The organism is Acinetobacter sp. V102_4 (genome assembly GCF_031799005.1).
GTDB lineage: Bacteria > Pseudomonadota > Gammaproteobacteria > Pseudomonadales > Moraxellaceae > Acinetobacter > Acinetobacter calcoaceticus.
Genome location: NZ_JAVQNR010000040.1, coordinates 17,833 through 44,214, shown reverse-complemented (window position 1 = coordinate 44,214; position 26,382 = coordinate 17,833). Strand labels below are relative to the sequence as shown.

The following is a 26,382-nucleotide window of genomic DNA, read 5'->3' as shown; positions in this document are numbered from 1 at the left end:
AAATATTTATTATTACTTTCAATAATTTAAACAATATAACTTTAGATAAAATGCCTAGACTTAAAGTAATTTATGCTGACTCTCGCTCATCTCTGTTTTTAGCCATTCTAGAAAGATAATCTTTCGTGGGTCTTCTTCAAAAGCTCTATGAGAAAGTAAAAAATAGGCTGAACCGTCTTGTACGACTGGTGATTTTTTTTGCAGTACGTTCCACTCTAGCTCTTTTTCAATCATATAAATTGAAATGATCGTTGCGCCGAGTCCAGCCAAACATCCTTCTAAACATAGATAAAAATGTTCAAGTTCAACTTTAGCGTACCCTTTTAAACTCTGTTTTAACTCAGCAATGCGGCTTATGCTTTTGAAAAAATTTGGTCTAGAGGTCGAGATAAGTACGTCTTTTGTGTCCGATGATGTAGTTGCTTGAATCATTGCGATGTATTCATCGGCAATTTTCTCGCTATAAATATGCTCTCCCCAATCAAAATCATTTCTGCGAATTGCGATATCAATATTATCTTTTTCAAAGTCGACTACTCCACCTGCTGTGAGTAACACAACCTCAAAATCATGACCGAGCTTTTTAAATTTTGATAACCGTGGAATGAGCCATTTCATCGAAAGCGTCGGTTCACACGACAAGACCAGTTGTTTGTTTTCGGTTTTAGGTTGGCTGAGTTGTACTAAACATTCATCGAGTTGACCAAAAACCTGATGGCAACAATTCAATAAAGTTTCACCGTACTCCGTCATCACAAGTGTTTTGTTTTTTCGATCGAACAAAGTCGTATTTAAAGCTTCTTCTAAATTATAAATCTGTTTGCTGACCGCACTTTGCGTCACAAATAATTTCTTTGCAGCTAAAGTCACGCTGCCATACTTCGCCACAAAATAGAAAAATTTTAATGAATTCAGCGATACTCTTTCTATCATTCCAAAAACTCATGAGTGGTTAGTCGTTTTTATCGATTTTTATTTCTAGGTTTCTGTTCAAAATAAAAATCATCTTTATTAAAACCTATTTTAGATGATGAAAAACATATTGAATATCGATATCTATCTTCACAAACCTAAAACCCCGACATCTCTTGCAAAAAGAATAGCAATTTTAAGTAGTGTTTTCGCCCTCTTATATACATTCCAAAAAGTACAGAGTGATTCCCTCATTTTCAGTGAGGGCACAAGATAATGGCAGAGTTTATTGCGGTTATTCTTATTACGATTTTGGCGGTGGTTAGCCCCGGTGCTGACTTCGCGATTGTGACTAAAAATAGTTATTTGTACGGCAGAAAAATAGGCGTTTTGACTTCACTGGGAATATCGCTTGGCGTGTTGGTGCATGTGACCTATACATTAATTGCTGTTGCGTTTGTGATGACTTATACGCCGCAAATTTTGAATATTGTTAAGTATATTGGCGCGATTTATTTGATCTATATCGGCTATAAAACTTTTACTCAAAAACCAGTTTTAGACACAGCTACCTTAACTTCTATAGGTACTTTTCAAGCCATAAAATACGGCTTTTTTACCAATGCCCTCAACCCGAAAACCACGCTATTTGTGATTAGCACCTATACTCAAATTGTAAGTTTAACTACGCCTAAAACGATTCTTTTGGCTTATGGCTTTTTTATGTCTTTTGCCCATTTCGTGTGGTTTTCACTGGTGGCTGTGCTGTTTTCATCCATGCTGTTAAGGCAAAAAATGTTAGCCAAACAAGTGCAAATTAATAAGGTGATTGGTTCAATTTTATGTATTTTAGGTGTGATTCTTCTTTTTACTAAGTTTCAATAAAGCCAATGAATTTTAAGAGACTGTAGATTGTGGACTGAGTCCTGTGTACAGAATTCAGTCCATTCAAGCGAGTTAAGAATCTATTTTTTAAGTATTCGATTCAGATAAATTACTTACATTCCAACGATTCGCTCTTTTAAATGTTCCGACATCGTTAAATCGAACACCCATATCACGCATAACTTTATGGGCAACAGGCGCAGTCATTTGTCGAATGTAGAATGGTTCTTTCACCACAAAATGATGAATAGCATGCGTCGAACCAAAGTTAAAGCAAAAGAGTTGGAACGGCATCATCCACCACGGTGTTAACACTTGCGTTTGTTGAATCACATTGCCTAATTCAACATCACCGTAGTAATGCATGTTGCTTGTCACAAAGTGCAGGCAGAAAGTACGCAGCACATTTGGCGCAATCCACACCACAGTCAAAATATTAATCACATGCATAACATTTAGCGTTGTAGCTGACCATGCGATCGGTGCATTTGCCAAGCTTGAAACCATATCAACTGCATGGAAGCCTAAGAAGATATACCAAAGAGACCAATGAATAATTCCAAGTGGAAAATAAGCTAAGAACGCACGTTTAAAAATAACTTTTCTAACAGTCCAATTGCTTGCAGCAATAATGCGTAGCAAAACTGCAAAACCATTGTCACCGATGGCGACGAGTCGACGAATGCTCCACTGCTCTCCATTGGTTAGCGCTCTTTCTTCTAAATCGACTTCAGTGCCTGAATTTTTATGGTGATTAAAATGAAGCTCACGGCGTTTCCACGGGTTAATGGTACTTGGGCGAGCTAACCACACTAATCCCATCATAAGGTGATGTGCCCATGGTTTCTTTCTAAAATACATCCAGTGAATGAGGTCGTGTTCTAACTCATGGGTAAGAGATGCAAAAAACGCAATAATTGGAATTGCGAACCACGCTGAAAGCTGGTGATTGATATAGAGTACCGCTGTAGCAATCATTCCAACGAGGGAAACAAGTAGAATCATCGCCCCTATTGCGTTTTGATGGTTCAAAATGGGATGGCGCTTGCGTAAAGCCACACCTTCCGCTGTGACTACTTTTTTAATGTGTTCCGTTTTTTCACTATCACTCATTCCAGCAGGATTTTTATATATGTAGGTCATCCGTTATTCCTCAGTTTTCTCATGTCCCTACTTTATTTATATCTACCTTTGTACGCTTAGCTCGAAACGCCAATCTATTGGCTATGGATGCCAAAATGTCAGAAGTAGAGGCAAACAAAACATCTTTTATTTTTGAAATCTTTTATAATGTGGTGAGGAATATGAGTCACAAGTTATAGGATATAACATGCCACAGACAGCAACGGCACTGGCTAGCTGGGTTAAAGCGATTCAAAAAGCGCTTGAGAAAGCAGGTGTGGATAGTCAACCTTTATTAAAACAAGCAGGTTTAGATGTTCAGGCCCTAAACGATCCAGATGCACGCTATTCATTAAAACAAACTGCGAATTTATGGAAATTAGCCGTTCAAGCGACTCAAGACTCATGCTTTGGCCTTAAAGTTGCCAGCCAAGTCAACCAAAATACATTTCATGTGTTGGGCCATTCACTCATTACCAGCACCACACTAAAAGAAATGTTTTTAAGAATTATTCGTTACTTCCGCATAGTGACCGACATTCCTGAACTCGAATTTTATGGCGAGGGAAAAAATCATTATTTCGTTATTCATGTTCCCGACGAAGTTCAACCCGAATCTATCGATGCTTTTATCTCTGTTTTTATTCGTTCAAGTCGTGCGTTACAAGGTTCTGTTTTTTCGCCCTTACGCATTGAACTAAGACGCTCAGAGCCAGAAGATCTGGAAAACTTTAAAAGCATTTTAAAAGCCCCGATTGTGTTTAATGCGCCCAAAGACATGATTGTGTTTGACACAGCCACCATAGAGCAGCCTTTAGACGGTGGGAATCCTAGCCTCACCCAAGAATATGATGAGATTATTAATCGTTATCTCGCACGGTTTGATAAAGAAAACATATTGGCTCGTGTGAAAGTAAAACTCATTGAAAAATTATCTACAGGTGACTTTCAACAACAAGACGTTGCAAAAAGTTTAGGCTTAAGTATACGCAGTCTGCAACGCAAGCTTTCGGCAGAAAATACCTCTTATAGCGAGCTACTCGACAATACACGGTACGAACTGGCTTTGTCGTATATCAAAAATTCAAGCCACAATATTACCGAAATTGCCTATATTCTTGGCTTTACCGATGTGAGTAGTTTTACCCGTGCTTTTCGACGCTGGACAGACTTATCACCGCTACACTATCGGGAAAAACATCTGTCTTTCTCTTAAATTTCTAAAAATTTTAGATAAAAAAAAGATGCATTCATGTGCATCTTTTTTTATGAATATCTTATTTTTTATTTAACAGTTCAAGCATAGACACCGTGGTGACTTTAGCCCCGACAGGCAAGGCTTTTAAATCTACAACATAGTTCGGACTGTGCGGAATGTAAGGTGCGGGTTTGCCTTGCTTGACTGCATTTGCAAACACAACCGGATCTGCCACGCCAATGAACATAAAGTTAAACGGAATGTCTTTTTGATCACCTAAGAGATGATGAACATCTTCCGACCCCATAACCGCAGGATAATCAGTTAGAACATGTTTGTCGCCTAGCAAAGCTTTTAAAGGTCCATTTAAACGCGCAGAGAATTCTTTATTATTGACTACAGGCGTACTTGAACCCTTAAAGGTAAAAGTAGGCAATTGATCTTTACCCATGCCCTGCATTTCGGCAGCACCTTCACTCATGAACTTAATGTTATTTAACATGGTTTCGCGTATTTTTGGATCAAACCAACGCAAGTTCATTTTGACCAGTGCAGTAGAAGGAATCACGTTATTCGAATTTCCAGCTTGGATCGAGCCAATCGATAAAACTGCTGCTTGTTGAGGGTCGACTGCGTTACCCATAATAGTTTGATATTGAGTTACTGCATTTGCCGCCATACTAATTGGATTTTTGGTTAGCATTGGTAATGAACCATGCCCACCCACGCCTTTAAATAAAACATCGAGCTGATCGGTTCCCGCCATGCGTGGCCCCGGCGCATTAATGACCACTCCAACAGGTGCTGGTGTGGTATGCACTGCAAAGAAATAATCAGGTTTTGGTAAGTTGTATTTTGTCCACAAACCGTCAGTCACCATGGCTTTAGCACCCGTTATAGGCTCTTCAGCAGGTTGTGCGACTAAAATAATAGTTCCGCTCCATTCTTTTTTTAAAGCGACTAAGGTTTTTGCCATGCTGAGCATCCATGTCACATGTGCATCATGACCACACATATGTGCAACAGGTGTTTCGGTTCCATCATCAAGTTTTACCCGCACTTTACTTGCATAAGGTAAACCAGTCGCTTCTTGAACCGTATTGGCATCCATGTCGGCACGGTACATGACCGTTGGCCCATCACCGTTTTTTAAAATCCCGACCACACCTGTCTTGGCTATTCCGGTTTTAACATCAAACCCTAATGACTTAAGCTCTTTGGCAACAATGGCAGAGGTACGCGTTTCCATAAACCCAAGTTCTGGGTGCTCATGAATATCTTTATAAACCTTACTTAACCATTCTGTTTGGCCATCAATAATCGTTAACGCTTTTTGTGAGACGGCAGGTAAATTAGATGAGTTTACTTCCGCATGGAGGACAGTTCCATAACCTGCAATCAAAGTCGATAACCCTAAAAATAGGCTGTTTTTAAAAAATTTGTTCATTATGAATAAAGCTCCGTTTTAATAATCTTTGCAGTTAGTTAATAAGTACTTTTCTTTTAACTAATTCTTTCTTTTCTAATCGATTCAACAATGTACCAAATAGAGTTGCCATTACATACATTAAGATTGAATACACGGCTGCCGGCATAGCTGCGTCTGAACTCGCCATAACAGTTAAAGCAATCGTTAAAGCTAAGGTACTGTTATGAATTCCTATTTCAAAAGCACAGGCTTTGGCTTGAAAGCTATTAATACCAAATAAACGAGGCACCAAATAACCAATCGCAAGACTACAAATACAGAAAAGTAAGGTGGCTCCACCCACTAGCCCAATGTAATTGAGAAGTTTTTGGTAATCTTTGGCAATCGCAAGTGAAACAATAAAAAGTAGAAATATGATCGCGAAAACACGAACAGGCTTATTTAGCTTCTCTGCTAAATGAGGCGAAAAATGTCTGATCAACATCCCAATCACGACGGGAACTAAAATAATCACGAATACCTGAATGATTTTAGAAAACTGTAGCCCAACATTTTGTTCACTCGCGACAAAATGTTGTAAGGCAAAGTTAACAATCAATGGCAAGGTAAAAGCGGCAATCACCGAGTTGATGGCAGTTAAAGTAATGTTGAGGGCAATATCACCTTTATATAAATAGCTATATAAATTTGCAGTTGGACCACCTGGCGAAGCGGCGAGTAATATCAGCCCCACCGCAATCATTGGAGGTAAAACAAAGACCTTACAAATGAGGAAAGCGATGCTCACCAAAACGATTAGCTGGCAAAACAGTGCGACAAACACTGCCTTAGGATGCTGACGAACACGTTTAAAATCATTGAGGGTTAATTCGAGTCCCATGCCGGCCATAATAATGGCCAAAGCTATGGGTAAGAATACGGTAATTACCAATGAATCCATTCGTTTCTTCCTTTTTAATTTTTTGTATTATTTAGAATTTATAACCAATCTTGAGTCCATACCCAATCGAGTGGTTGTCCTTAAACTCACCCACGTAATAGTCACTACCCGCCTGTGCGCCAAGCTGACCTTTTGCATCGCCTAACCAGTAATATTTCACACCACCAGAAATAAAGTATTGCGATGTTGGACTGTATTGGGCTCCCACTCCTAAGTTGTAATATCCCTTGGTTGGGCCACCCGTTGAGACTTTATCACCTGCACCAGAGTCCCAACCCACTGACATAGAGCCTAACCATTTAGGTGAAAAACGTTGCCCTACTCCCAAATTTAAAGTCCATTGGTCATCGTCATAACGAACCAAATTAAACCCTTCTGGACGGCTTGGTGTTGATAGCACCCCGACAACTTCTGAAATTTCACCAAAACGGTAAGGTTGTAGCGCCAAATCACTCCAATTTACCCAGCGCAAGCTACCGAACAATAAAGTTCCCTGACGTAAACCTGTTTGAAATTCTAAATTCACTGAGTTTGGAGATTTAAATTTGGTTGTGCCAGACCCTTCGCCATTAGGTAACTCTGAAATAATGTGATTTAAATAGTTTTTCTTTTGCTCGGTCATCTGCCCGATAGAAATCATATAGTCGAGATGTTGGCTAACTAAATCGCGTCCTTGCTGAGTCGTTAACATATCAATTAACGGCGCATTTTCAGTTGCGTTTACTTTGTGGGTAATGGCAGAACGATAGGTAAGCGAAACTTTAACGGCCTTTTCAGGAATTTGATAAGCCAGTCCAGCTAACCAGCCCCAATCGCCCACAGTTTTAGTTTGAAAGTCATAACCATTATAAAGACTAAATACATTGCCTCTTAAATTGACCTGACTTTTGAAGGTTTGATAAACCGGCCCTGCAAAAATATTCCAGTTTTTATTAGGCTGATATCCTGCAATGAAGCTGAAACTTTGAATATCAAATTCCGATTTTGCATTTCCTGTGGGAACTTGACCAGAAGTAGCATTTGCAAGGCTTGTAGTCGTAATACCGGGAAGCATAACTGTGTCTTTCGGCGTTGCGACAAAGCCATTTACACCTGAATATTCTGTGTCAGCACCAAAAGGCTGATCGTAAAGCAACCCAAATGAATACTGTGGTGCAAGCTGAAACTTTAAAGCCGCAGTCGGCCGATAATCTGTATTGGCAATATCTGAAATTGACTGATGTGAAGGGTTAGTACCAGATTCCACTCCTCTTAAATCAGTATCTGTCACACCTAAACTGGCTTCAAAGTAATTTCCCGGTTGTAAAAATGCTGATACGGATTGGCCTGTTTTATCAAATGCAGCAGCCTGTAATGCACTTGTACAAATTGAAGCGATTCCCAATACTAATGTTCTATTTCTTACGACAAAAATCATGGATCCATCCTGGATTTTTTTATTTTGATTGTTCACTTTATTTAGATTTTGAGTGGTGTGCTTAGCCCCAAACGCCAAATCGTTGACTGTGGATGCCATATTTAAAAATTATACGATTGCCTCTCTGAAATGAGATAAGTTCCTTTGAACTCAAGATTAAAGACGACAAAGATTTAAAACTTTCAGATAATTTTTTAAGAAACTTTTGTATTTATTGCTGTTAATATTAAAGCGCATGATAGATTTCCCAATCCTTCATATCTCTATAAATCAAGGATGATGAGCGAATACATTTATTATGGAAATCAAGCAAATAAAATATTTTTTGACGGTGGTTGAAGCAGGCAGTATTGGTAAAGCTGCTCAAAAACTCGATGTCGGTGCGTCAGCAATCAGTCAACAAATTAGCAAGCTAGAGCAAGAGCTAAGCATTCGCCTATTACAGCGTAATGCTTTTGGTGTGACCCCTACTCCCGCAGGCCTCGCCTTTTTAAAACATTCTCAACTCATTTTACGTCAGATTAACTTTGCGGTAGATGCTGCTCATTCGGCACGGCTTTCAGGCCACGTGAGCCTTGGTTTTCCACCCACCATTACCGCTTTAATTGGCATCCCTTTAATGAAACTAATGTCTGAACGCTATCCAGACATTCGCCTAGAAATTGTGGAAACTCTATCGGGCAACCTGATTCAGTCGATTAATTCACGTCAGCTTGATATTGCCATTATTTTTACCAATGAAATTGATAAACAGTGGTCCATACAACCGCTGGTACGCGAGCAAATGTATTTAATGGCACGAAAAGAAGTGCTCGAAAAATACGGTCTTGCTGAGTGCATCAAAAGTGGAATTATTCGGTCTCAACAAATTGGTGATATTCCTTTAGTGTTGCCACGGCAGCGTCATAGTTTAAGAAAACTGCTTGAGCACAAGATTGGACAACTCAATGTCGTCTATGAAATTGATGGCCTGCACTTGCTGATGGATAGTCTGATTCACCTTGACCTTGCAAGTGTTCGCCCCGGAAGTGCCTGTCTACAAGAATACAAACATAAACTTCAATTACTAAAATTGATCGATCCTGAAGTTGAGCGAATCAATTACTTAGTCAGCCTTGCCGAAGAAGAATTATCACCTGCTGCACTCGCTGCAAAATCGGCAATTAAAGCCTGTGTGAAAGAGTTGATTCAAAACCAAATTTGGCCATGTTCTGAAATTATTTTATAAAGGGTCATTAATTTTATTAAATACCTAATTAATTTTGCCCTCTCACTCCCTCCTGCTTTTTAAGATTACATTTTCCTCCGAATGATAAGTGAATTTCTGTTTATCGAATTATAGATGTGTAGTTTGAACTGGAAACAAGGCATCACATTTTCTACGAAGGCCACCTTTAAATCTCATCTCTAAACCATTTGCTATTTAGGTTTATTGAATGAGTCAATTTAAGGTCCTCTATTGAAGATCGTGAATGTTTCCATTTTGTCAGGCCAAGGAGGTCTCCAATGGATGTCGTGAATAACCGTAGGGCTACTTTTAAAAAAATATTAAATGTAACGAGTGGCAACTTTTTAGAACAGTACGATTTTTTTCTTTTTGGTTTCTATGCCACTTATATCGCAGCAAAATTTTTCCACTCTGAAAATGAATATGTCTCTTTAATGATGACATTTACCGTGTTTGCTGCGGGCTTTCTTATGCGTCCTCTCGGCGCTATATTCTTGGGCGCTTATGTCGACAGAGTTGGTCGACGTAAAGGTCTTATTGTGACTTTAAGCCTTATGGCAATCGGAACCATCTTAATTACCTTTGTACCGGGTTATGAAACCATTGGTATTATTGCGCCAATTTTGGTGGTGATTGGACGTCTATTACAAGGCTTCTCGGCAGGTGTTGAATCTGGTGGTGTATCGATTTATCTAGCTGAAATTGCAACAGATAAAAACCGTGGATTTATCACAAGCTGGCAATCTGGCAGCCAACAAATTGCGGTTGTATTTGCAGCATTACTTGGCTACTGGCTCAACACCATTTTAACTACTGCTCAAGTGGGTGAATGGGGCTGGCGTATTCCGTTCTTAATTGGTTGTTTGATTATTCCTTTAATCTTCTTATTCCGCCGTACGTTAGAAGAAACTGAAGACTTTAAAGCGCAAAAAACTCATCCATCGACCAAAGAAATTTTCAGCACGCTTGCGAGCAACTGGCGCATCGTACTTGCGGGCATGATGATGAGTGCCATGACCACAACCACGTTCTATTTCATTACGGTTTACACCACTGTGTATGCAAAACGTACTCTAGAAATGTCGGTAACGGATAGCCTTTTAGCAACCGTATTTGTGGGTTTATCCAATTTCTTCTGGTTACCAATGGGTGGCTTACTTTCAGACAAAATTGGTCGTCGTCCAGTTTTAGTCGGCATTACAACCCTTGCCATCTTTACAACTTATCCAGTTTTAAGCTGGTTAGTGAGTGACATTAGCTTTACCAATCTAATTATTACGCTTGCTTACTTCTCATTCTTCTTTGGTATGTACAACGGCACCATGGTAGCAACACTTGCCGAAGTAATGCCAAAACGTGTACGTACAGTTGGCTTCTCTTTAGCGTTCAGCCTTGCAGCCGCTATTTTTGGTGGTATGACGCCAATGGCTTGTACGTACCTTGTCGAAAACACAGGTAATGCAAGCACACCAGCATTCTGGCTGATGTTAGCAGCGGTATGTAGCTTAATCTCAAGCTTATATCTATGTCGTGGTTCTAAGCAGAAGAATGCAGACCCAATTGCTGAACCTGTGAAGGTTAGCGCTTAAAACAACAACTTAACCTGAAATTTTAATGAACAGTACGGCAGATCTTAAGTCTCCGTACTGTGCTCTCCTATCATTAAAGTGAGATACTATGAAAAAGTCCCCTATCTTCATGACCATTTGCCTAGCTGGTGCAGGCTTAGGCTCAACGCTTGCTAACGCAGATACACTCGAAGTGATTAGTTCAGGCGGTTTCTATTCATCTATGGAAAAACTTATTCCAATATTTGAAAAGCAAACTGGTCACACGGTTCACCTTTCATCTGGTTCATCAATGGGCGCGTCGCCAACCGCAATTCCAAATCGACTCGATCGTGGTGAACATTTTGATGTGGTGGTGTTGGCTGCTCCTGAACTGAACAAGCTTGCAGAAAAAGGTTATGTAGACCCAAATTCACAAAGTGCTTTAGTCAATTCAAGCATTGGTATGGCTGTGCCTAAAGGTGCACCAAAACCAGATATTAGCTCTGCGGCAAAATTCGAAAAAGTTTTATTAAATGCTAAGCACATAGGCTATTCAGCAAGTGCGAGCGGTACGCATCTTGAAAAAGATGTTTTCCCAAGCTTCCCACCTGTCGAGTACAAAGTGATTTCTGGTAAAGCAGAAAAAGTGGTCGGTGACCGCGTTGCAAAACGTATTGCTGAAGGTCAGTTCGATATTGGTTTCCAGCAAATTAGTGAAATCAAACCTTTTACTGGCCAATATGGTCAAGTTGATTTAGTCGGTCCAATTCCTGCTCCTTATCAAAAAGTCACTGTATTTGCAGCAGGCATTGGTAAAAACTCTGAACATGAAAAAGTCGCAAAAGAACTCATCAAATTTGTGAAATCGCCTCAAGCAACACAAATTATTGAAGAACAGGGTCTTGAGCAGGTTAAACAATAAAAGCTCTAAAAGGCAACATCTTGAGGTGATGTTGCCTTTACTCTGTTGGTGGTTTACTCAGCGTAATAGAATAAAATGAATAGCGATAAACCAGTGTAGAATAACCAATAAAGGACTATGTAGTATTTGCCGTGGAACTCAAACAATTAAAGTATTTTATTGCGGTGATCGAGTCAGGAAGCTTGGGTAAAGCTGCAAAAAATCTCGATATTGGAACTTCTGCATTAAGTCAGCAAATCTCAAAATTAGAAAGCGAGCTTTCTATTCGCCTTTTACAACGTACTGCTTTGGGTACAGTTCCCACCCCTGCGGGTTTAGCTTTTTTTCAACAGATTCAACTGGCGCTTAGACACTTAGACCATGCCGTAGACTCTGCACATTCTTCACGCCTAAGTGGTCATGTCACCGTCGGTTTTTCACCGAGTGTCGCGTCGGTTATAGGCACCCACTTTTTAAAACTCATGAGAAACCGTTATCCCGACATTAAAGTCCGTTTAATTGAAGGCTTATCGGGTGACCTGAAGGCATTAGTTAATGCAAGGCAGCTCGATGTCGCGATCATCTTTAGTGACGATGTCGACCCACAGTGGGCCATACAGCCTTTAGTCAAAGAACAGATGTTTTTAATCTCACCTAAAGAAGTGCTGAGTCAGTACCACCTTGAAAGTTGTATAGACACTCAAACCATTACTCATTCACAGCTAAAAGAACTTCCGCTGATTTTACCGAGTCAACGACATGGACTACGCTTGTTGCTCGAACAGAAAATTCATCAGCTTAAAGTGGCCTATGAAATTGATGGGCTGCATTTGTTAATGGAAAGCATTAGCCAACTCGAAATGGCAACCATTCAACCTGCCGGTGCCTCATTAAACTCAAGGCAAGACCTGTGTTTGCTACGTATTGTAGAACCTGCCATTGAACGCATTAACTATTTAATTAGTCTGTCTGAAGAAGAACTCTCGCCTGCAACTTTAGCCACCAAAGTAGTGATTCGTGCTTGTGTGACCAACCTGATTAATGAAAAGCGCTGGCCCGGTGCGAAACTCATAAACACTTAAGCCATTAGTGTTTATTTTTACTAAACACCCATTCAAGCTTAGCCTCTCACTTCATCATCCCTTTTAAAGCTACATTAGCCCTAGCTGAGAAAGGGAGAAATCCATGCATGATGTGATTGTAATTGGTGGTGGGAATGCCGCACTGTGTGCCGCGCTCACGGCAAAAGAAAGTGGCGCGTCTGTGCTTGTCATAGAAGCAGCGCCTAAAGAATGGCGTGGTGGTAACTCACAACACACTCGTAATCTCCGTTGCATGCATGATGCTCCTCAAGATGTATTAGTCGATGCCTACCCAGAAGAAGAATATTGGCAAGACCTACTTAAAGTCACTGCTGGAAAAACTAATGAGCACTTAGCTCGTCTGGTCATTCGTAGCACGGCAACATGTCGCGACTGGATGCGTAAACATGGTGTGAATTTTCAGCCGCCACTATCGGGTGCTTTGCATGTTGCACGTACCAATGCCTTTTTTATGGGTGGCGGTAAAGCCCTCATTAATGCGTATTACCGTAGTGCCCAAGAGCTTGGTATCGACATTTTATACAACACAAAAATTAAAGATCTAAAGTTAAACCAAGGACATTTTGAAGCTGCAATTGCGGAAGATGGGCGTGTGTTTAAAGCGAAAAGCTGTGTATTGGCCGCAGGTGGTTTTGAGTCAAATCTGGAATGGTTAAGAGAAGCATGGGGACAAAATGAAAACGGTGAATGGCCTGCCGATAATTTCATTATTCGTGGAACCCGCTTTAATCAGGGCAACTTGCTCAAATTTATGATAGATCAAGGCGCCGATATTATTGGTGACCCATCACAATCACATTGCGTCGCTGTAGATGCACGTGCACCATTATATGACGGCGGCATCTGCACCCGTATTGACTGCGTTTCACTGGGTATTGTGGTCAATAACAAAGCCGAACGTTTTTACGATGAAGGCGAAGACTTCTGGCCAAAACGTTATGCGATTTGGGGCCGCCTTGTTGCCAAACAGCCTCAGCAAATTGCCTATTCGATTATCGACTCAAAGGCGATTGGTCGCTTTATGCCACCTGTGTTTGCGGGGGTAAAAGCAAATAGCATTCAAGAACTGGCCGAAAAAATCGGGCTAGACGCAAAAACCTTATGCCACACCGTAGAAGAATTTAACCAATCTTGCGTGCAAGGTACCTTTAACCATACGGTTTTAGATGACTGCACCACCCAAAATATTGTTCCTAATAAAACCCATTGGGCCGTTCCGCTTGATCGCCCACCCTTCTATGCCTATGCGCTTAAGCCCGGCATTACCTTTACCTATTTAGGTTTAAAAGTCGAAGACGATGCTGCGGTACGTTTTGACAATAAAGCCAGCCGTAACCTGTTTGTTGCAGGTGAAATGATGGCAGGTAACGTACTCGGTCAGGGTTATACCGCAGGAGTCGGCATGTCGATTGGAACGACCTTTGGACGCATTGCCGGAAAAAATGCAGCCCACTATGCACTTTCACAAGGAGTTGAACATGAATGCTAGTACTAAAGCCCTAATTCCAGTTGTTCAGCTCTCTGACCATGAGCAGGAAGTTCAAAGAGCCCTACAGATTTGTAATGCTTGTCGCTACTGCGAGTCATTTTGTGCTGTATTTGCGGCGATGACTAAGCGCCTTGAGTTCAATCAAGCCGATATTCATTACCTCGCAAACTTGTGCCATAACTGCGGTGCATGTTTACATGCTTGCCAATATGCCCCACCGCATGAGTTTGGTGTAAATATTCCAAAAGCGATGGCGCAAGTACGTTTAGAAACTTATCAAGAGTTTGCTACACCTCAGCCTTTAGGCCGACTTTATAAGTCTGTCGGGATTCCTTTTGTCTCGGCATTAACACTTATTTTCTTTTTATGTATGTTAGCTGTGGTGTGGTACAAAGGCACCGACCTATTTGCAGGCTACCACGGTAATTTCTATGCGATTTTCCCGCATAACTTTTTAGCTCTACTTTTTGGAGCGACCTTTACAGTTGCGATTGTTCTGCTCGGCATTGGAATTAGTAAATTCTGGCGACAAACATCTAAAGTCATTCATGGCAAAGTTGAGAAACCAGACCTTGTTCAAGCTACTCAAAATGTATTAACGCTTAAATATTTAGATGGTGGGCATGGCAAAGGTTGTAATGAACAAGATGACCGTTACACACAAATCCGTCGCGTGTTCCATCACCTGACTTTTTATGGCTTTATGCTTTGCTTTGCAGCCACAGGTGTCGCGACTTTATATCACTATTTCCTTAACCTGCATGCGCCTTACCCTATCTTTAGCTTGCCTGTTATTCTGGGCACTTTAGGTGGACTTGGCCTAGTGGTTGGGCCATCTGGCTTGCTCTATTTAAATCTTAAACGCCACCCATTGCATGGTGACCGCGAGCAAAAACCTGTAGATCGAGGCTTTATTTTCCTTCTACTTATCGTTAGCGCTTCAGGGCTAGCACTCATGGCATTTCGCAATACCCCTTACATGGCACTTTTACTGATTTTCCATTTAGCCACGGTCATGACATTCTTTATTACCATGCCATTTGGTAAGTTCGCACATGGTTTTTACCGCAGTGCTTCTTTACTCAAATTTGCCATCGAAGAGCGTATTTCTAAAAAATCATAATTTTACTCAAAAGTATTCACTATGCAGGTAGTGAATACTTTCATTATTTTTAAGCTCAGAATACTTCATGCCTTCCCTACTTTTTACTATTTAAAATTCCTAAGCCATACATGGGCCACTTGGTGCTCGCTTTAATATTATTAATCAGCATTGCCACCAAGACTAAAGACACGGCACCGACCAAAACAGGAAAAATTAAGAAACTCCACTGGTAATGTATGCTGCTCGCGGTGAGCAAAATAACCAGAGGATTGGCCCCAGCAGGTGGATGAATACACTTAAAAATCTGCATGAGTGCAATGGCACAGCCCACTGAAAAAGCAATTGTAAAAATAGAAACACCCACAAATTTTAGGAAAAACAAACCTACAAAAGCCGAGATAAGATGCCCAAATATGATATTTCTCGGCTGTGCCAAAGGTGATTGGGACACAGTATAGAGCAGTACACAAGTCGCACCAAATGGCGCCATGATAAAGATATTGTGTGTGAGCTTACTCAACCACAAAAGTATAAAGATGCTCAATGTTCCACCAATAAGACTTCTTAAAATATCAATTTTATTGGGCGATGGAGCCAGTTTTTCTTTGCCATAAAAGATCGAGAACATGGTTTTTTCCTCAAACAAAAATTTGCTTTTTAAAAAGCATATAGATAAAATCCAAAATAGTACAGATCTGTACTATTTTATTTTTTGGAAAAATTTTATGTCAAAATCTGCCTTAAAAATATTAGATACAGCCGAGAAGTTATTTAACGAAAATAGTTTTGTCGGAGTTGGCGTTGACCTGATACGCGACGAATCTGGCTGCTCCAAAACCACCATGTACACGTACTATAAAAATAAAAATCAGTTGGTGAGATCTGTACTGATTGCTCGTGATGAACGGTTTAAGCAAAGCCTTTTAGGCTATGTGGGAGATGCAACGGGGTTAGAGGCCATCAATAAAATCCTTGATTGGCACACCAATTGGTTTAGACAAGATTTTTTTAAAGGCTGTTTATTTGTAAGAGCAGTCGCTGAATCTAACCAAGATGATCAAGACATTATTTCTATTTCTAAAGCCCATAAACAATGGATTAAAGTACTGATTGCACAAAACTGCAATATACCCAATGGTGAAGCTTTATCTGAGCTGATCTATACGGTGATTGAAGGGTTAATTAGCCGCTTTTTAGTCGATGGTTTCGATGAAACACTTGCGATAAACATGAAAAATTCTATTAATCAATTATTTAATATTAACCAAAATTTATAATTGCAGCCCTAGAGCTGCAATTGAATAGATGGAATTTTAATTAGGCAATTTTCCCATCAATAATGCCCTTCTCCTTTAATGCAGCCAGCTCTTCTACTGTTTTAAATCTCGATAAGATTTGAGCAGTATGTTCACCTAACTCTGGCGGTGCATGATGGTATTCAACCGGAGTATCAGACAACTTAATCGGTGAACCAATGGTTTGGAAGTTTTCATTTAAATGATGAGGAATATTGACCACCAAATTACGATGCAGAATTTGTGGTTCAGCCAAGGCATCTTCAATAGAGTTGATGACACCTACTGGTACTTTTAAAGCATGAATCATCTCAACCCATTCTTTGGCAGTTTTCTGCAAAAAGTGCTTCGACAATAAAGGAATCAGTTCATTTCGATATTTTACGCGGTCTTGATTACGCACAAACTTTTCATTTTCGAGCAGCTCTGGGTAACCAATCGCAATACATAAATCTTTAAACTGTTTGTCGTTACCACATGCAATAATAAATTCTTTATCTTTAGCCTTAAAGGTTTGATACGGCACAATACTTGGATGCTGATTACCCATGCGCTGCGGTGCTTTACCCGAAGCTAAATAGTTCATTCCCTGATTTGCCAATGCCGCGACCTGCACATCCAGCAATGACATATCAATATATTGACCACGCCCTGTGTGCGAGCGTGCAATCAAAGCAGCTTGAATGGCAATGGTTGAATATAAACCAGTTTGAATATCTACCACAGCCACACCAACCTTTTGTGCACCACCGCCTGCCACATCATCAGGTTCACCGGTAATGCTCATTAAGCCAGACATACCCTGAATAATAAAGTCATAACCAGGTTCTTCCGCACGCGGACCATCTTGCCCAAACCCAGTAATCGAGCAATAAACAATATTTGGGTTGAGCTCACTTAATGAGGCATAGTCCAAACCATATTTAGCCAAAGATCCTGTCTTGTAGTTTTCAATTACTACGTCGGCAGTCTTGGCAATTTCATAAACTAAGGCCTGACCTTCTGATGTTGTAATGTCCACAGCAACAGAATATTTATTGCGGTTGGTACACTGAAAATAGCCAGATTCACGTGTCATGTTTCCATCTTGATCGGGCATCCATGGCGGTCCCCACATGCGGGTGTCATCACCAACTCGAGGACGTTCAATTTTAATCACTTCCGCCCCAAGGTCTGCCAAGATTTGCCCACACCACGGACCAGCAAGCACACGACTTAAATCTAAAACCCGAATTCCTTGTAATGCACCCATAACGATACCCTTATCTTTTAGAAAGCACTCAATGCACCTTCCTGTCATTGTTTATGATTGTTTTTGTGGATCGTACTGACGATCTTTAATAAATAAGCCTGGCAACACACCCGCAACAAAATACGCAGCACCCATCACAATAAAAGCCATAGTAAACGTACCACCCGATGCCAAGAAACCAATGGTGGCTGGTGCAATCGCTGCCCCAACACGACCAATGTTATAGGCACCGCCAATGGCTGTTCCACGCACATCAGTTGAAAAACTTTCAGCCATATAGGTAGCGTTCACACCGTATGGAATGCCATATAAGAAGCCAAAGGTGATCAATAGATACAAAATATTGTCAGGGGTATTGAAGAAAATAATGATTGGCAAGAACACGGCGCTGGCAATTGTTCCAAACACGAAAACAGCACGGCGGTTAAATTTATCAGCAAGATAACCCGCTAAAATTTTCCCTAAAATCATTGCAGTATATGAACCCACCATATAACTGGTTAAGTTTTTAAAGTTCATATGCACTTCTGTTTCTAAGTAACTTGGCATCCAGTTGTTAATACCGTAATAGCCAAACTGCAAGAAGAATGCTGTAGTCATCCACAACAAAAACATTTTACGGTGCTTAAAGTTATTAAAAATTTGCTTATAGATGCTGCTACTTTTTGGTTTCTCAGTCGCTACAATTTCTTTAGGCTGTCTATTGCCTTGCAAGCTTTGAATTTTGGTGAGTTGCCAAGATTTTGGCTCTGGCACAAATCGTTGCAGAAAAATATTAACGAAAGCAGGAACTACGGTCAGGAAGAATAAAACACGCCAGCCATGATCGGGAATAATTGCACCAGCTAACAACGTCGCAGCAATATAGCCCACTGTTTGGCCAGTCTGTAACGTGCCCAATACGGTTGTACGGTAAGTTGTCGGCACATATTCAGCCATTAAGGTATTACAGGCCATATAGAGTGCTCCGATTCCTAAAGCACCAATAAAGCGTAAAGCCATAAATTGCTCGAAGCTTTGCGTAAAACCCAATAAACAAGTCGCTACCGAAAAGAAGGTCACTGAGTTGGCAATGGTCCGTACACGACCAAACTTGTCACATGCCCAGCCACCTAAAATACCTCCAACGCCCATTCCTGCCAAAGAAGCACTGCCCAATGCACCTGCTTGAAAGGTACTTAAACCAAACTCTGCCTTTAAACTGGTCAAGCTATAAGACAGCAGCATAATATCAATGCCATCGACCACCATCGCAAAATAGGCAAATAACAACGCCCATTTCCATGTATGTGGTCCAATCTTTTCATATGTTCCAAGATTACTTGGAAATATATTTCTTAACTCTTTCGATATTACTTGAACGTCATTGTTCATCTTTAGTTCCTCATTTTCCCAAATGAGTCATCGATAGCCTACTTATGTTTTCTGTATGACTTAATCTTCTATACTTTTCATCATCTTATATTCAATTTTAAGTACACAGAGGTACATCTTCACATGAGTATCCTTACGATGAATCTTGTCATTATCCATAAATTTTTGCGTAAAAATCCCTAAAGGTGCTCTTGAAAGAACACCTCTATTTTTTAAAAATGAATGAGTTAGTTACTAAATGCCGCGATGCCTGTTTGCGCACGGCCTAAAATCAGGGCGTGAACATCATGTGTACCCTCGTAGGTATTCACAACTTCAAGATTAACTAAATGACGGGCCACACCGAACTCATCACTAATACCGTTTCCACCCATCATGTCACGTGCCATACGAGCAATATCAAGTGCCTTTCCACAGTTGTTACGCTTAATTAAAGATGTACCTTCAACTGACGCAATACCTTCATCTTTCATACGCCCAAAACGTAAAGCTATTTGCAGACCTAATGCAATTTCAGTTTGCATATCTGCCAGTTTCTTTTGAATCAACTGATTTGCAGCCAACGGACGGCCAAACTGTTTACGGTCCATTGTATATCGATGTGCGGTATGCCAACAGAACTCGGCAGCTCCCATTGCGCCCCATGCAATGCCATAGCGGGCACTATTTAAGCAAGTGAACGGACCACGTAATCCTCGAACTTCAGGGAATGCATTTTCTTCAGGCACAAAAACGTTATCCATCACAATTTCGCCCGTAATCGATGCACGTAAACCGACCTTGCCATGAATGGCAGGCGCAGATAGCCCTTCCCAGCCCTTTTCTAAAATGAAGCCTCGAATATCACCAACATTACCTTCAGCAGAAACTTCTTTTGCCCACACTACAAACACATCGGCAATTGGGCTATTGGTAATCCACATTTTTGCGCCAGTTAAACGATAACCACCGTCAACTTTTTTAGCACGTGTAATCATACTGCCCGGGTCTGAGCCATGGTCAGGTTCGGTCAAACCAAAACAGCCAATGTATTCACCAGTGGCAAGTTTAGGTAAGTACTTCTGCTTTTGCTCTTCGGTACCAAATTCATGAATCGGAACCATCACCAATGAGCTTTGCACACTCGCCATAGAGCGATAGCCCGAATCGACATATTCAATTTCACGTGCGACCAAACCATAACTCACATAGTTCAAACCTGCACCGCCATATTGCTCAGGAATAGTTGGTCCCAATAAGCCAAGCTCTCCCATTTCACGAAAAATAGACGGATCTGTTGTTTCATGACGGAATTGTTCAAGTACACGTGGTTGCAGGCGTTCTTGGCAATAGGCATGAGCCGCATCACGAATCATGCGTTCATCTTCGGTAAGCTGTTGCTCAATTAAAAATGGGTCTTGCCAGTTAAATTGAACTTTTGCTTTTTTTGTTGTCACCATGTGATTCATCGCATCCTCTGCTTGATTTGATCTTCTTTATTTAACTCGATGTTATGCGTGAAAAATGCAGTAATCAAACGATAAATGTTCATGCAGATATGCGACTTACGCATATTTAAAATAAGAAGGTTAAAATTTAAATATTTAATTCGTTGTATTTCATTAAAAATGGCTTATTTTTAGACTAAACTCTGCTATCTGCATTTAGGTCATATGCTGTTTTGAAATATGACGACAAATAAAAGGATTTATTTATGCGAAGAAGTATCCCCTCAATTCAGGGCCTGATTTGCTTTGAAAGTGCAGCAAAACATCTAAGTTATACCTATGCTGCGCAAGAGTTATGTATTACCCAAAGTGCGGTCTCTCGCCAAATTCAGCAGCTAGAAGATTTCTTGGGTGTTGAATTATTCATACGTACTCGGCACGGCGTCGAGTTAACTATTGCGGGCCAACAATATTTTAAAAGCATTAAGCCTTACTTATTAGGACTAGAGAAATGTACGGCCGATGTCATTTCTCATAAAGGTTTAGGCGGAACATTAAAGCTAGGCGTGGTGCCTACCTTTGCAACGCGCTGGCTGTTACCCAAGCTTCATCTTTTAAATCAAAAACACCCTGAAATTACAGTTCACTTAGAAACCAGCACCAAGCCTTTTTTATTTAACGACAATATTTTTGATGCTGCGATTTTTGCAGGTACGCAGCAGCAAATTGACCACTGGCCCGGCATACAAGCGCATTATTTAATGGATGAAGAAATTGTACCTGTATGCTCCCCAAGGCTGATCGAAAAGTATTTTCCAGATGCCATCATGATCAATGAAAATACCTATGATTTAAGCCCCGAAGATTTACTAAGAATTCCCCTGCTGCAACAAACCACTCGACCTAGCATTTGGCAAGAATGGTTTCTGACTCATCACATGCAACATCCAAAGCCTTTTGATGGACAACGCCACGAGTTATTTTCAATGCTTGCCGTTGCCGCCAGTCATGACATGGGAATGGCCTTAATTCCGCAAATGTTGATTGAGTCGGAACTACAAAAAAAAGAACTTGTGATTGTTTCCAATAAAAAATTAAAAGGCAGCCGAAAGTACTACCTGATTCACTCGAGCCAAGACATCACACCGACCATTCAGAAATTTGTCGACTGGATTTACTACGAATTAGAGCAGCTAAAAAGTAACACAGCTCTATAGCTATTATTGAACACCCAATATTGCAATTTATACTCATAAAAAAAGGTTGTGATTAATGAGATCACAACCTTTTTAATTAACCGTAATTTACTTTGAATTAATGACTCATCAATTGAATATCTGAACCACTACGTTTCGGGTCAATCAAAATTTTGGCATGCTGTTCAGGGTCGCGTAACGCTTCAAATGCACTCGTAACACCCTCTAAACCAACAACACCGGTAATCAGTGGTGAACAGTTCACTTTACCTTCTGCAATCATGTGTAGCGCATCTCGAAACTCAAGTGGTGTATAGCCCAACACGAACTGAATTTCTAACTCTTTATTAATTGCAAGTGCGGGTTCTATTTTGTCACTTTGCATGCACACGCCCACCCCGACAATTCGGGAAAACAAAGGTGCACCTTCAATAATTTGCTGTAAAACACCCGGTACACCCACACACTCAAAAATAACCGGACGTTTTGGCAGAGCACCTAACTTATCAATCATGCGCCATCCATGCCACCATGGTAAACGTGTCGCTTGCAACTTATCAAACAGCCCCATGCCCATGTTAATTGCATCAGATACATTGCCAAGCAAACCAAACTCTTTCCAGTTAGCAAATGGCGATGTTTCTTTCGGATCTACCACAATATCAGCTCCGCATTGCTCAGCAAGCTTACGGCGGTTTGGCGAAAAATCACTGGCAACTACAGTTTTAACCCCAGCTGCTTTAAGCATTAAAATAACACCTAGCCCGACAGGTCCACAGCCAATCACAATAGCAGGTTCACTGGTTTTAACACGGCTACGGCGAACGGCATGCAATGCAACCGCCATAGGTTCAGTCATGGCTGCACTATCTGCATTTAAGCCATTCGGCACTTCAAACATCAGGCTCGATTGAGCAAGTACCTGCTCGGCATAACCACCTGAAGCATTTGGAGAAAGCCCTGTAGATAAATAACCATGCTGGTCTACATTCAAAAGAGGCATCGCACAAACGAGTGTATCGGCTTTAAATTTATGACGAGTTTTTGGGCCATAATCCAAAACTTTGCCACAAAACTCATGTCCCAGTACAAACGGGTCCGTAGACTTAGCTAAACCATTAAACCCGACACGTGCGGCTAAATCATGCATGTGGTCGCAGTGATGTTGCATATGCAAATCAGAGCCACAAATCCCGCATCGAACCACTTCTAATAACACCTGTCCTTTTGTAGGAGTTAATTTCGGTTGGTCCACCACTTCTAATTTTGCTTGATGACAAAGTACCGACTTCATTTGAACGCTTCCTATTTCTTCTTTTCATTTACTTGCCAGAAATAGATTTCTACAGATAAATTAATCGCCTTATCGGTTTGGTCTTTAGCAAGCCTTTGCTCATCTTTACAAGTAACGGACGAAATACCAATGACCATTCTTTAGCCAATCCATTCTTAAATAGTCAACAATAGACAGGCTCAGCGAGATTAAAACAATAAAAATCTTAGTGCTTGTATCTTACACAGACTGCGTTATCTTCTTAGGCCAGAACAATGTCATCAAAATTAAAACTTAAACGAATATCTTAAGTTCAAAAAGCTCAACTAAACCCCTTTTCACAAAAACATAGCAAATCCAAACTTTTATCAGTGCCCCTAAACAGGCATGATGAATTGATATGAACAGATAAGAAGAAACCTATGATTACAAAAACACTTTCCCTTACAGATATACACCGCCACCTCGATGGCAATATCCGTATTCAAACTATTTTAGAGTTAGGGTTACAATACCATTTAGATTTGCCTGCCTACGACATTGAATCTTTACGCCCACACGTACAAGTGATTGACAACCAACCTGACTTATTAAGTTTTTTATCGAAGTTGGATTGGGGGGTAAAAGTATTAGCCAGTTTAGATGCCTGCAAACGCATTGCATTTGAAAACATGCAAGATGCAGCACAACAAGGCCTAGACTATGTAGAACTTCGTTTCTCACCAGGTTATATGGGAATGACGCATCAACTACCGCTTGAGGGAGTCGTTGAAGCGGTTATTGCTGGTGTGAAAGAAGGCAGTCAGACTTACGGGGTAAAAGCGAATTTAATTGGCATTATGAGTCGTACGTTTGGTCAAGAAGCCTGCGAAAAAGAATTAAATGCTCTACTTGTCCATAAAAATGATATTAAAGCGTTGGATCTCGCTGGAGATGAGCTTGGCTTTCCGGGCAACTTATTTATCAATCACTTTAAAAAAGCACGTGATGCAGGTTGGCACATTACGGTGCATGCAGGCGAGGCTGCCGGCCCAGAAAGTATTTGGCAAGCCATTGAAGAATTAGGTGCTGAACGAATTGGACATGGTGTTAAAGCAGTTCAAGATTTAAAACTTTTAGATTATTTAGCAAAACATGAGATTGGCATTGAGTCTTGCCTGACTTCGAACATTCAAACCAACACAGTACCCTCACTAGCACAACACCCATTAAAGACCTTTTTAGAACATGGCGTTCTTGCCACTATTAATACAGATGACCCTGCTGTAGAAGGTATTGAGATACAACATGAATATTTAAGTGCTGCCCCACTGGCAGGATTAAGCCCTGAACAAATTTATACAGCTCAGGAAAATGGACTTAAAATCGCATTTTTATCAGATCAAGAAAAAGATGAGTTAAGACAGAAATATCAATAACAGAGGTTATATGTATATAAGGAATACGAGTTCAAATATTGGAGTGAGTTTGAATTAAAATTTTGAAATAGAAAACAAAAAAATTCCTTCTATCTATAAGATAAGAAGAAATTCTTTTTAATATTTGGGATATTTCTAAAGCTTGAACGCTTTTAAATATGGTCGGAGCAGTAGGATTCGAACCTACGACCCCCTGGTCCCAAACCAGGTGCACTACCAGGCTGTGCTATGCTCCGAAATTGGGGTGAATGACGGGATTCGAACCCGCGACAACTGGAATCACAATCCAGGGCTCTACCAACTGAGCTACATCCACCATCAAATAGTTCTATGTACCAAGCTACCGAGTGGCGCGCCTGACAGGATTCGAACCTGTGACCATCCGCTTAGAAGGCGGATGCTCTATCCAACTGAGCTACAGGCGCTTAACCGATGATGCTTATCATGCGATACTTCGCCGATCTTAAAATATTATTTTAAGTGGTCGGAGCAGTAGGATTCGAACCTACGACCCCCTGGTCCCAAACCAGGTGCACTACCAGGCTGTGCTATGCTCCGATCTATCTCAGCTTTTGCTGTATCGCACATCGTGCGGTACGGTGTGCATTCTAGGCGCGACGCCCTCAGACGTCAACACCTATTGTCAAAAAAAGTTAAAAATCCTTATCAAATGTATATTTAACAAGCATTTTGAGGTTTTTTAACGCTTTAACGATGCACTAAAGGCTAACATTCGATCTAAAGGCATTTTGGCACGTTCAGCAAGCGCTGGTTCGACGTGTATTTCCTGATCGCCCTTTTGTAAAACTTCTAAAATTCCATCGAGTTCATTCATTGCCATCCACGGACAGTGAGCACATGAACGACAAGTTGCACCCTCACCTGCTGTTGGCGCCTCAACTAAAATCTTATTTGGTACAGCTTGCTGCATTTTGTAGAAAATACCACGGTCAGTTGCCACAATAAGTCTTTCATTTGGCAAAGTCTGCGCAGCTTTAATCAATTGAGAAGTACTACCTACCGCATCTGCAATGTCTACAACCGATTCTGGCGATTCTGGATGTACCAATACAGCCGCATCTGGATACAGTGCTTTCATGTTAGCAATGCCACGTGCACGGAATTCTTCATGCACAATACATGCGCCATCCCAAAGCAACATATCAGCACCGGTTTTCTTTTGAATATAGCGGCCTAAGTGCTGATCTGGTGCCCAAATAATTTTTTCACCCAAACTATCAAGATGTTCAACAATTTCGACAGCACAGCTTGAAGTCACTACCCAATCTGCTCGTGCTTTAACAGCAGCCGATGTATTGGCATAGACAACTACGGTGTAGTCTGGGTGCTGATCACAAAAGGCCGTGAACTCATCAACCGGACAACCTAAATCGAGTGAACACGTCGCTTCGAGTGTCGGCATTAAAATTGTTTTTTCAGGAGACAGAATTTTTGCTGTTTCTCCCATAAATTTAACACCTGCCACAACTAGTGTAGAGGCAGCATGATCTCGTCCGAAACGTGCCATTTCTAAAGAATCAGAAACGCACCCACCTGTTTTTTCGGCAAGTTCCTGTACTTCAGGGTCGCAATAGTAATGAGCAACAAGGACAGCATCACGTTTTTTGAGCTCTGCTTCGATCTGAGCAAACTTTTGTTGTTTTGCTTCTTCACTTAAGCGGTTGTCTTTTGGCTCACCTAAACGGTCTAAATGCGCTTGTACAATGTTTTTTGCATCGTTGGCAATTAAAGTCGCATCACTCATAAAACGTCTTCTCTATCCTTCATGCTGGCATACCTGCTCGCATATAACGTTACTGCTTAAATGATTTACTAACTTGAATCATTTAATATCAAAAGATGGGGCT

Annotated in this window: 22 protein-coding genes and 4 tRNA genes; 11 read left to right on the top strand and 15 right to left on the bottom strand. The window is 40.8% G+C overall.

Translation table 11 applies throughout. The annotated features are described in order from the left end of the window. Positions 1-60 precede the first annotated feature (60 nt). Positions 61-933, bottom strand: a complete 873-nt coding sequence (locus RMB13_RS12085; protein WP_311085354.1) for a LysR family transcriptional regulator — start codon at positions 931-933, stop codon at positions 61-63. A 255-nt stretch (positions 934-1,188) separates the two neighbouring features. Here RMB13_RS12085 and RMB13_RS12080 point away from each other — a divergent pair, with 255 nt between their 5' ends. Continuing rightward, entirely contained in the window at positions 1,189-1,797 is a 609-nt protein-coding gene (locus RMB13_RS12080; protein ID WP_311085353.1) for a LysE family translocator, read from the top strand. Positions 1,798-1,884: 87 nt separating this feature from the next. Here the strand turns inward: RMB13_RS12080 and RMB13_RS12075 are convergent, their stop codons facing one another. Further along, complete coding sequence (locus RMB13_RS12075) at positions 1,885-2,910, bottom strand: fatty acid desaturase (protein ID WP_311085361.1); 1,026 nt, start codon at positions 2,908-2,910, stop codon at positions 1,885-1,887. Positions 2,911-3,127: 217 nt separating this feature from the next. On the opposite strand from RMB13_RS12075, the gene RMB13_RS12070 reads away from it, so the two are divergent. Then, entirely contained in the window at positions 3,128-4,135 is a 1,008-nt protein-coding gene (locus RMB13_RS12070; protein ID WP_311085352.1) for an AraC family transcriptional regulator, read from the top strand. Between the two features lie 61 nt (positions 4,136-4,196). On the opposite strand, the gene RMB13_RS12065 is transcribed toward RMB13_RS12070, so the two are convergent. From RMB13_RS12065 to RMB13_RS12055, 3 genes are read right to left on the bottom strand one after another with little or no spacing between them, the layout of a single operon-like run. Then, the gene (locus RMB13_RS12065) at positions 4,197-5,564 is read right to left on the bottom strand and encodes an amidohydrolase (RefSeq protein ID WP_311085351.1); all 1,368 of its coding nucleotides are present in this window, start codon (positions 5,562-5,564) and stop codon (positions 4,197-4,199) included. 34 nt (positions 5,565-5,598) lie between these two features. After that, the gene (locus RMB13_RS12060) at positions 5,599-6,486 is read right to left on the bottom strand and encodes a bile acid:sodium symporter family protein (protein WP_005042919.1); all 888 of its coding nucleotides are present in this window, start codon (positions 6,484-6,486) and stop codon (positions 5,599-5,601) included. Between the two features lie 31 nt (positions 6,487-6,517). Beyond that, positions 6,518-7,903, bottom strand: coding sequence for a long-chain fatty acid transporter (locus tag RMB13_RS12055; protein ID WP_311085350.1), 1,386 nt, complete (start codon positions 7,901-7,903; stop codon positions 6,518-6,520). Positions 7,904-8,201: 298 nt separating this feature from the next. Between RMB13_RS12055 and RMB13_RS12050 the strand changes: the two genes are divergently transcribed. The 6 genes from RMB13_RS12050 to tcuB all read left to right on the top strand — a co-directional run bounded on the left by RMB13_RS12050 (position 8,202) and on the right by tcuB (position 15,297). Further along, positions 8,202-9,131, top strand: a complete 930-nt coding sequence (locus RMB13_RS12050; RefSeq protein WP_004641378.1) for a LysR family transcriptional regulator — start codon at positions 8,202-8,204, stop codon at positions 9,129-9,131. Positions 9,132-9,409: 278 nt separating this feature from the next. After that, positions 9,410-10,720 (top strand): MFS transporter, encoded by a 1,311-nt coding sequence (locus RMB13_RS12045; protein WP_004794402.1) that lies wholly within the window; start codon positions 9,410-9,412, stop codon positions 10,718-10,720. Positions 10,721-10,808: 88 nt separating this feature from the next. Further along, positions 10,809-11,603, top strand: a complete 795-nt coding sequence (locus RMB13_RS12040; protein ID WP_004773588.1) for a substrate-binding domain-containing protein — start codon at positions 10,809-10,811, stop codon at positions 11,601-11,603. A gap of 131 nt (positions 11,604-11,734) precedes the next feature. Beyond that, a complete protein-coding gene (locus RMB13_RS12035) occupies positions 11,735-12,664 on the top strand; it encodes a LysR substrate-binding domain-containing protein (RefSeq protein ID WP_151826909.1) in 930 nt (309 codons plus the stop codon). A gap of 103 nt (positions 12,665-12,767) precedes the next feature. Then, a complete protein-coding gene (gene tcuA, locus RMB13_RS12030; RefSeq protein WP_311085349.1) occupies positions 12,768-14,174 on the top strand; it encodes an FAD-dependent tricarballylate dehydrogenase TcuA in 1,407 nt (468 codons plus the stop codon). Then, positions 14,164-15,297: a tricarballylate utilization 4Fe-4S protein TcuB gene (gene tcuB / locus RMB13_RS12025; RefSeq protein WP_311085348.1), complete on the top strand. Its 1,134-nt coding sequence runs from the start codon at positions 14,164-14,166 to the stop codon at positions 15,295-15,297. The genes tcuA and tcuB overlap by 11 nt, the downstream gene beginning before the upstream one ends. A 76-nt stretch (positions 15,298-15,373) precedes the next feature. Here the strand turns inward: tcuB and RMB13_RS12020 are convergent, their stop codons facing one another. Further along, the gene (locus RMB13_RS12020; RefSeq protein ID WP_311085347.1) at positions 15,374-15,907 is read right to left on the bottom strand and encodes an HPP family protein; all 534 of its coding nucleotides are present in this window, start codon (positions 15,905-15,907) and stop codon (positions 15,374-15,376) included. Positions 15,908-16,004: 97 nt separating this feature from the next. On the opposite strand from RMB13_RS12020, the gene RMB13_RS12015 reads away from it, so the two are divergent. Further along, positions 16,005-16,556, top strand: coding sequence for a TetR/AcrR family transcriptional regulator (locus RMB13_RS12015; protein WP_311085346.1), 552 nt, complete (start codon positions 16,005-16,007; stop codon positions 16,554-16,556). A gap of 40 nt (positions 16,557-16,596) precedes the next feature. Here the strand turns inward: RMB13_RS12015 and RMB13_RS12010 are convergent, their stop codons facing one another. The 3 genes from RMB13_RS12010 to RMB13_RS12000 form a co-directional block, all read right to left on the bottom strand. Further along, a complete protein-coding gene (locus tag RMB13_RS12010) occupies positions 16,597-17,826 on the bottom strand; it encodes a CaiB/BaiF CoA-transferase family protein (protein ID WP_311085345.1) in 1,230 nt (409 codons plus the stop codon). Positions 17,827-17,877: 51 nt separating this feature from the next. After that, on the bottom strand, positions 17,878-19,200 hold the full coding sequence (locus tag RMB13_RS12005; protein ID WP_311085344.1) for an MFS transporter: 1,323 nt from the start codon (positions 19,198-19,200) through the stop codon (positions 17,878-17,880). 227 nt (positions 19,201-19,427) lie between these two features. Further along, positions 19,428-20,648: an acyl-CoA dehydrogenase gene (locus RMB13_RS12000; protein ID WP_004641353.1), complete on the bottom strand. Its 1,221-nt coding sequence runs from the start codon at positions 20,646-20,648 to the stop codon at positions 19,428-19,430. A 245-nt stretch (positions 20,649-20,893) separates the two neighbouring features. Between RMB13_RS12000 and RMB13_RS11995 the strand changes: the two genes are divergently transcribed. Further along, a complete protein-coding gene (locus RMB13_RS11995) occupies positions 20,894-21,844 on the top strand; it encodes a LysR substrate-binding domain-containing protein (protein WP_311085343.1) in 951 nt (316 codons plus the stop codon). Positions 21,845-21,941: 97 nt separating this feature from the next. Here RMB13_RS11995 and RMB13_RS11990 read toward each other — a convergent pair whose 3' ends face one another. After that, positions 21,942-23,117: a zinc-binding dehydrogenase gene (locus RMB13_RS11990; protein ID WP_311085342.1), complete on the bottom strand. Its 1,176-nt coding sequence runs from the start codon at positions 23,115-23,117 to the stop codon at positions 21,942-21,944. A gap of 401 nt (positions 23,118-23,518) precedes the next feature. Between RMB13_RS11990 and add the strand changes: the two genes are divergently transcribed. Beyond that, positions 23,519-24,514 carry an adenosine deaminase gene (gene add / locus RMB13_RS11985; protein WP_311085341.1) on the top strand — a complete coding sequence of 332 codons (996 nt, stop codon included), beginning with the start codon at positions 23,519-23,521 and terminating at the stop codon, positions 24,512-24,514. Between the two features lie 159 nt (positions 24,515-24,673). Here add and RMB13_RS11980 read toward each other — a convergent pair. The 5 genes from RMB13_RS11980 to nadA all read right to left on the bottom strand — a co-directional run bounded on the left by RMB13_RS11980 (position 24,674) and on the right by nadA (position 26,279). After that, positions 24,674-24,750: transfer RNA gene (locus RMB13_RS11980), tRNA-Pro, on the bottom strand. A 4-nt stretch (positions 24,751-24,754) separates the two neighbouring features. Further along, positions 24,755-24,830 (bottom strand) — tRNA-His (locus RMB13_RS11975). A 32-nt stretch (positions 24,831-24,862) separates the two neighbouring features. Next, positions 24,863-24,939: transfer RNA gene (locus RMB13_RS11970), tRNA-Arg, on the bottom strand. Positions 24,940-24,995: 56 nt separating this feature from the next. Next, positions 24,996-25,072 (bottom strand) — tRNA-Pro (locus tag RMB13_RS11965). Positions 25,073-25,214: 142 nt separating this feature from the next. Next, complete coding sequence (gene nadA, locus RMB13_RS11960) at positions 25,215-26,279, bottom strand: quinolinate synthase NadA (protein WP_005042977.1); 1,065 nt, start codon at positions 26,277-26,279, stop codon at positions 25,215-25,217. Positions 26,280-26,382: the final 103 nt, after the last annotated feature.

Excerpts from the sequence above, each read along its gene's own strand:
- RMB13_RS12085 (WP_311085354.1), bottom strand. The coding sequence starts at position 933 with ATGATAGAAAGAGTATCGCTGAATTCATTAAAATTTTTCTATTTTGTG.
- RMB13_RS12080 (WP_311085353.1), top strand. The coding sequence starts at position 1,189 with ATGGCAGAGTTTATTGCGGTTATTCTTATTACGATTTTGGCGGTGGTT.
- RMB13_RS12075 (WP_311085361.1), bottom strand. The coding sequence starts at position 2,910 with ATGAGTGATAGTGAAAAAACGGAACACATTAAAAAAGTAGTCACAGCG.
- RMB13_RS12070 (WP_311085352.1), top strand. The coding sequence starts at position 3,128 with ATGCCACAGACAGCAACGGCACTGGCTAGCTGGGTTAAAGCGATTCAA.
- RMB13_RS12065 (WP_311085351.1), bottom strand. The coding sequence starts at position 5,564 with ATGAACAAATTTTTTAAAAACAGCCTATTTTTAGGGTTATCGACTTTG.
- RMB13_RS12060 (WP_005042919.1), bottom strand. The coding sequence starts at position 6,486 with ATGGATTCATTGGTAATTACCGTATTCTTACCCATAGCTTTGGCCATT.
- RMB13_RS12055 (WP_311085350.1), bottom strand. The coding sequence starts at position 7,903 with ATGATTTTTGTCGTAAGAAATAGAACATTAGTATTGGGAATCGCTTCA.
- RMB13_RS12050 (WP_004641378.1), top strand. The coding sequence starts at position 8,202 with ATGGAAATCAAGCAAATAAAATATTTTTTGACGGTGGTTGAAGCAGGC.
- RMB13_RS12045 (WP_004794402.1), top strand. The coding sequence starts at position 9,410 with ATGGATGTCGTGAATAACCGTAGGGCTACTTTTAAAAAAATATTAAAT.
- RMB13_RS12040 (WP_004773588.1), top strand. The coding sequence starts at position 10,809 with ATGAAAAAGTCCCCTATCTTCATGACCATTTGCCTAGCTGGTGCAGGC.
- tcuA (WP_311085349.1), top strand. The coding sequence starts at position 12,768 with ATGCATGATGTGATTGTAATTGGTGGTGGGAATGCCGCACTGTGTGCC.
- tcuB (WP_311085348.1), top strand. The coding sequence starts at position 14,164 with ATGAATGCTAGTACTAAAGCCCTAATTCCAGTTGTTCAGCTCTCTGAC.
- RMB13_RS12020 (WP_311085347.1), bottom strand. The coding sequence starts at position 15,907 with ATGTTCTCGATCTTTTATGGCAAAGAAAAACTGGCTCCATCGCCCAAT.
- RMB13_RS12015 (WP_311085346.1), top strand. The coding sequence starts at position 16,005 with ATGTCAAAATCTGCCTTAAAAATATTAGATACAGCCGAGAAGTTATTT.
- RMB13_RS12010 (WP_311085345.1), bottom strand. The coding sequence starts at position 17,826 with ATGGGTGCATTACAAGGAATTCGGGTTTTAGATTTAAGTCGTGTGCTT.
- RMB13_RS12005 (WP_311085344.1), bottom strand. The coding sequence starts at position 19,200 with ATGAACAATGACGTTCAAGTAATATCGAAAGAGTTAAGAAATATATTT.
- RMB13_RS12000 (WP_004641353.1), bottom strand. The coding sequence starts at position 20,648 with ATGAATCACATGGTGACAACAAAAAAAGCAAAAGTTCAATTTAACTGG.
- RMB13_RS11995 (WP_311085343.1), top strand. The coding sequence starts at position 20,894 with ATGCGAAGAAGTATCCCCTCAATTCAGGGCCTGATTTGCTTTGAAAGT.
- RMB13_RS11990 (WP_311085342.1), bottom strand. The coding sequence starts at position 23,117 with ATGAAGTCGGTACTTTGTCATCAAGCAAAATTAGAAGTGGTGGACCAA.
- add (WP_311085341.1), top strand. The coding sequence starts at position 23,519 with ATGATTACAAAAACACTTTCCCTTACAGATATACACCGCCACCTCGAT.
- nadA (WP_005042977.1), bottom strand. The coding sequence starts at position 26,279 with ATGAGTGATGCGACTTTAATTGCCAACGATGCAAAAAACATTGTACAA.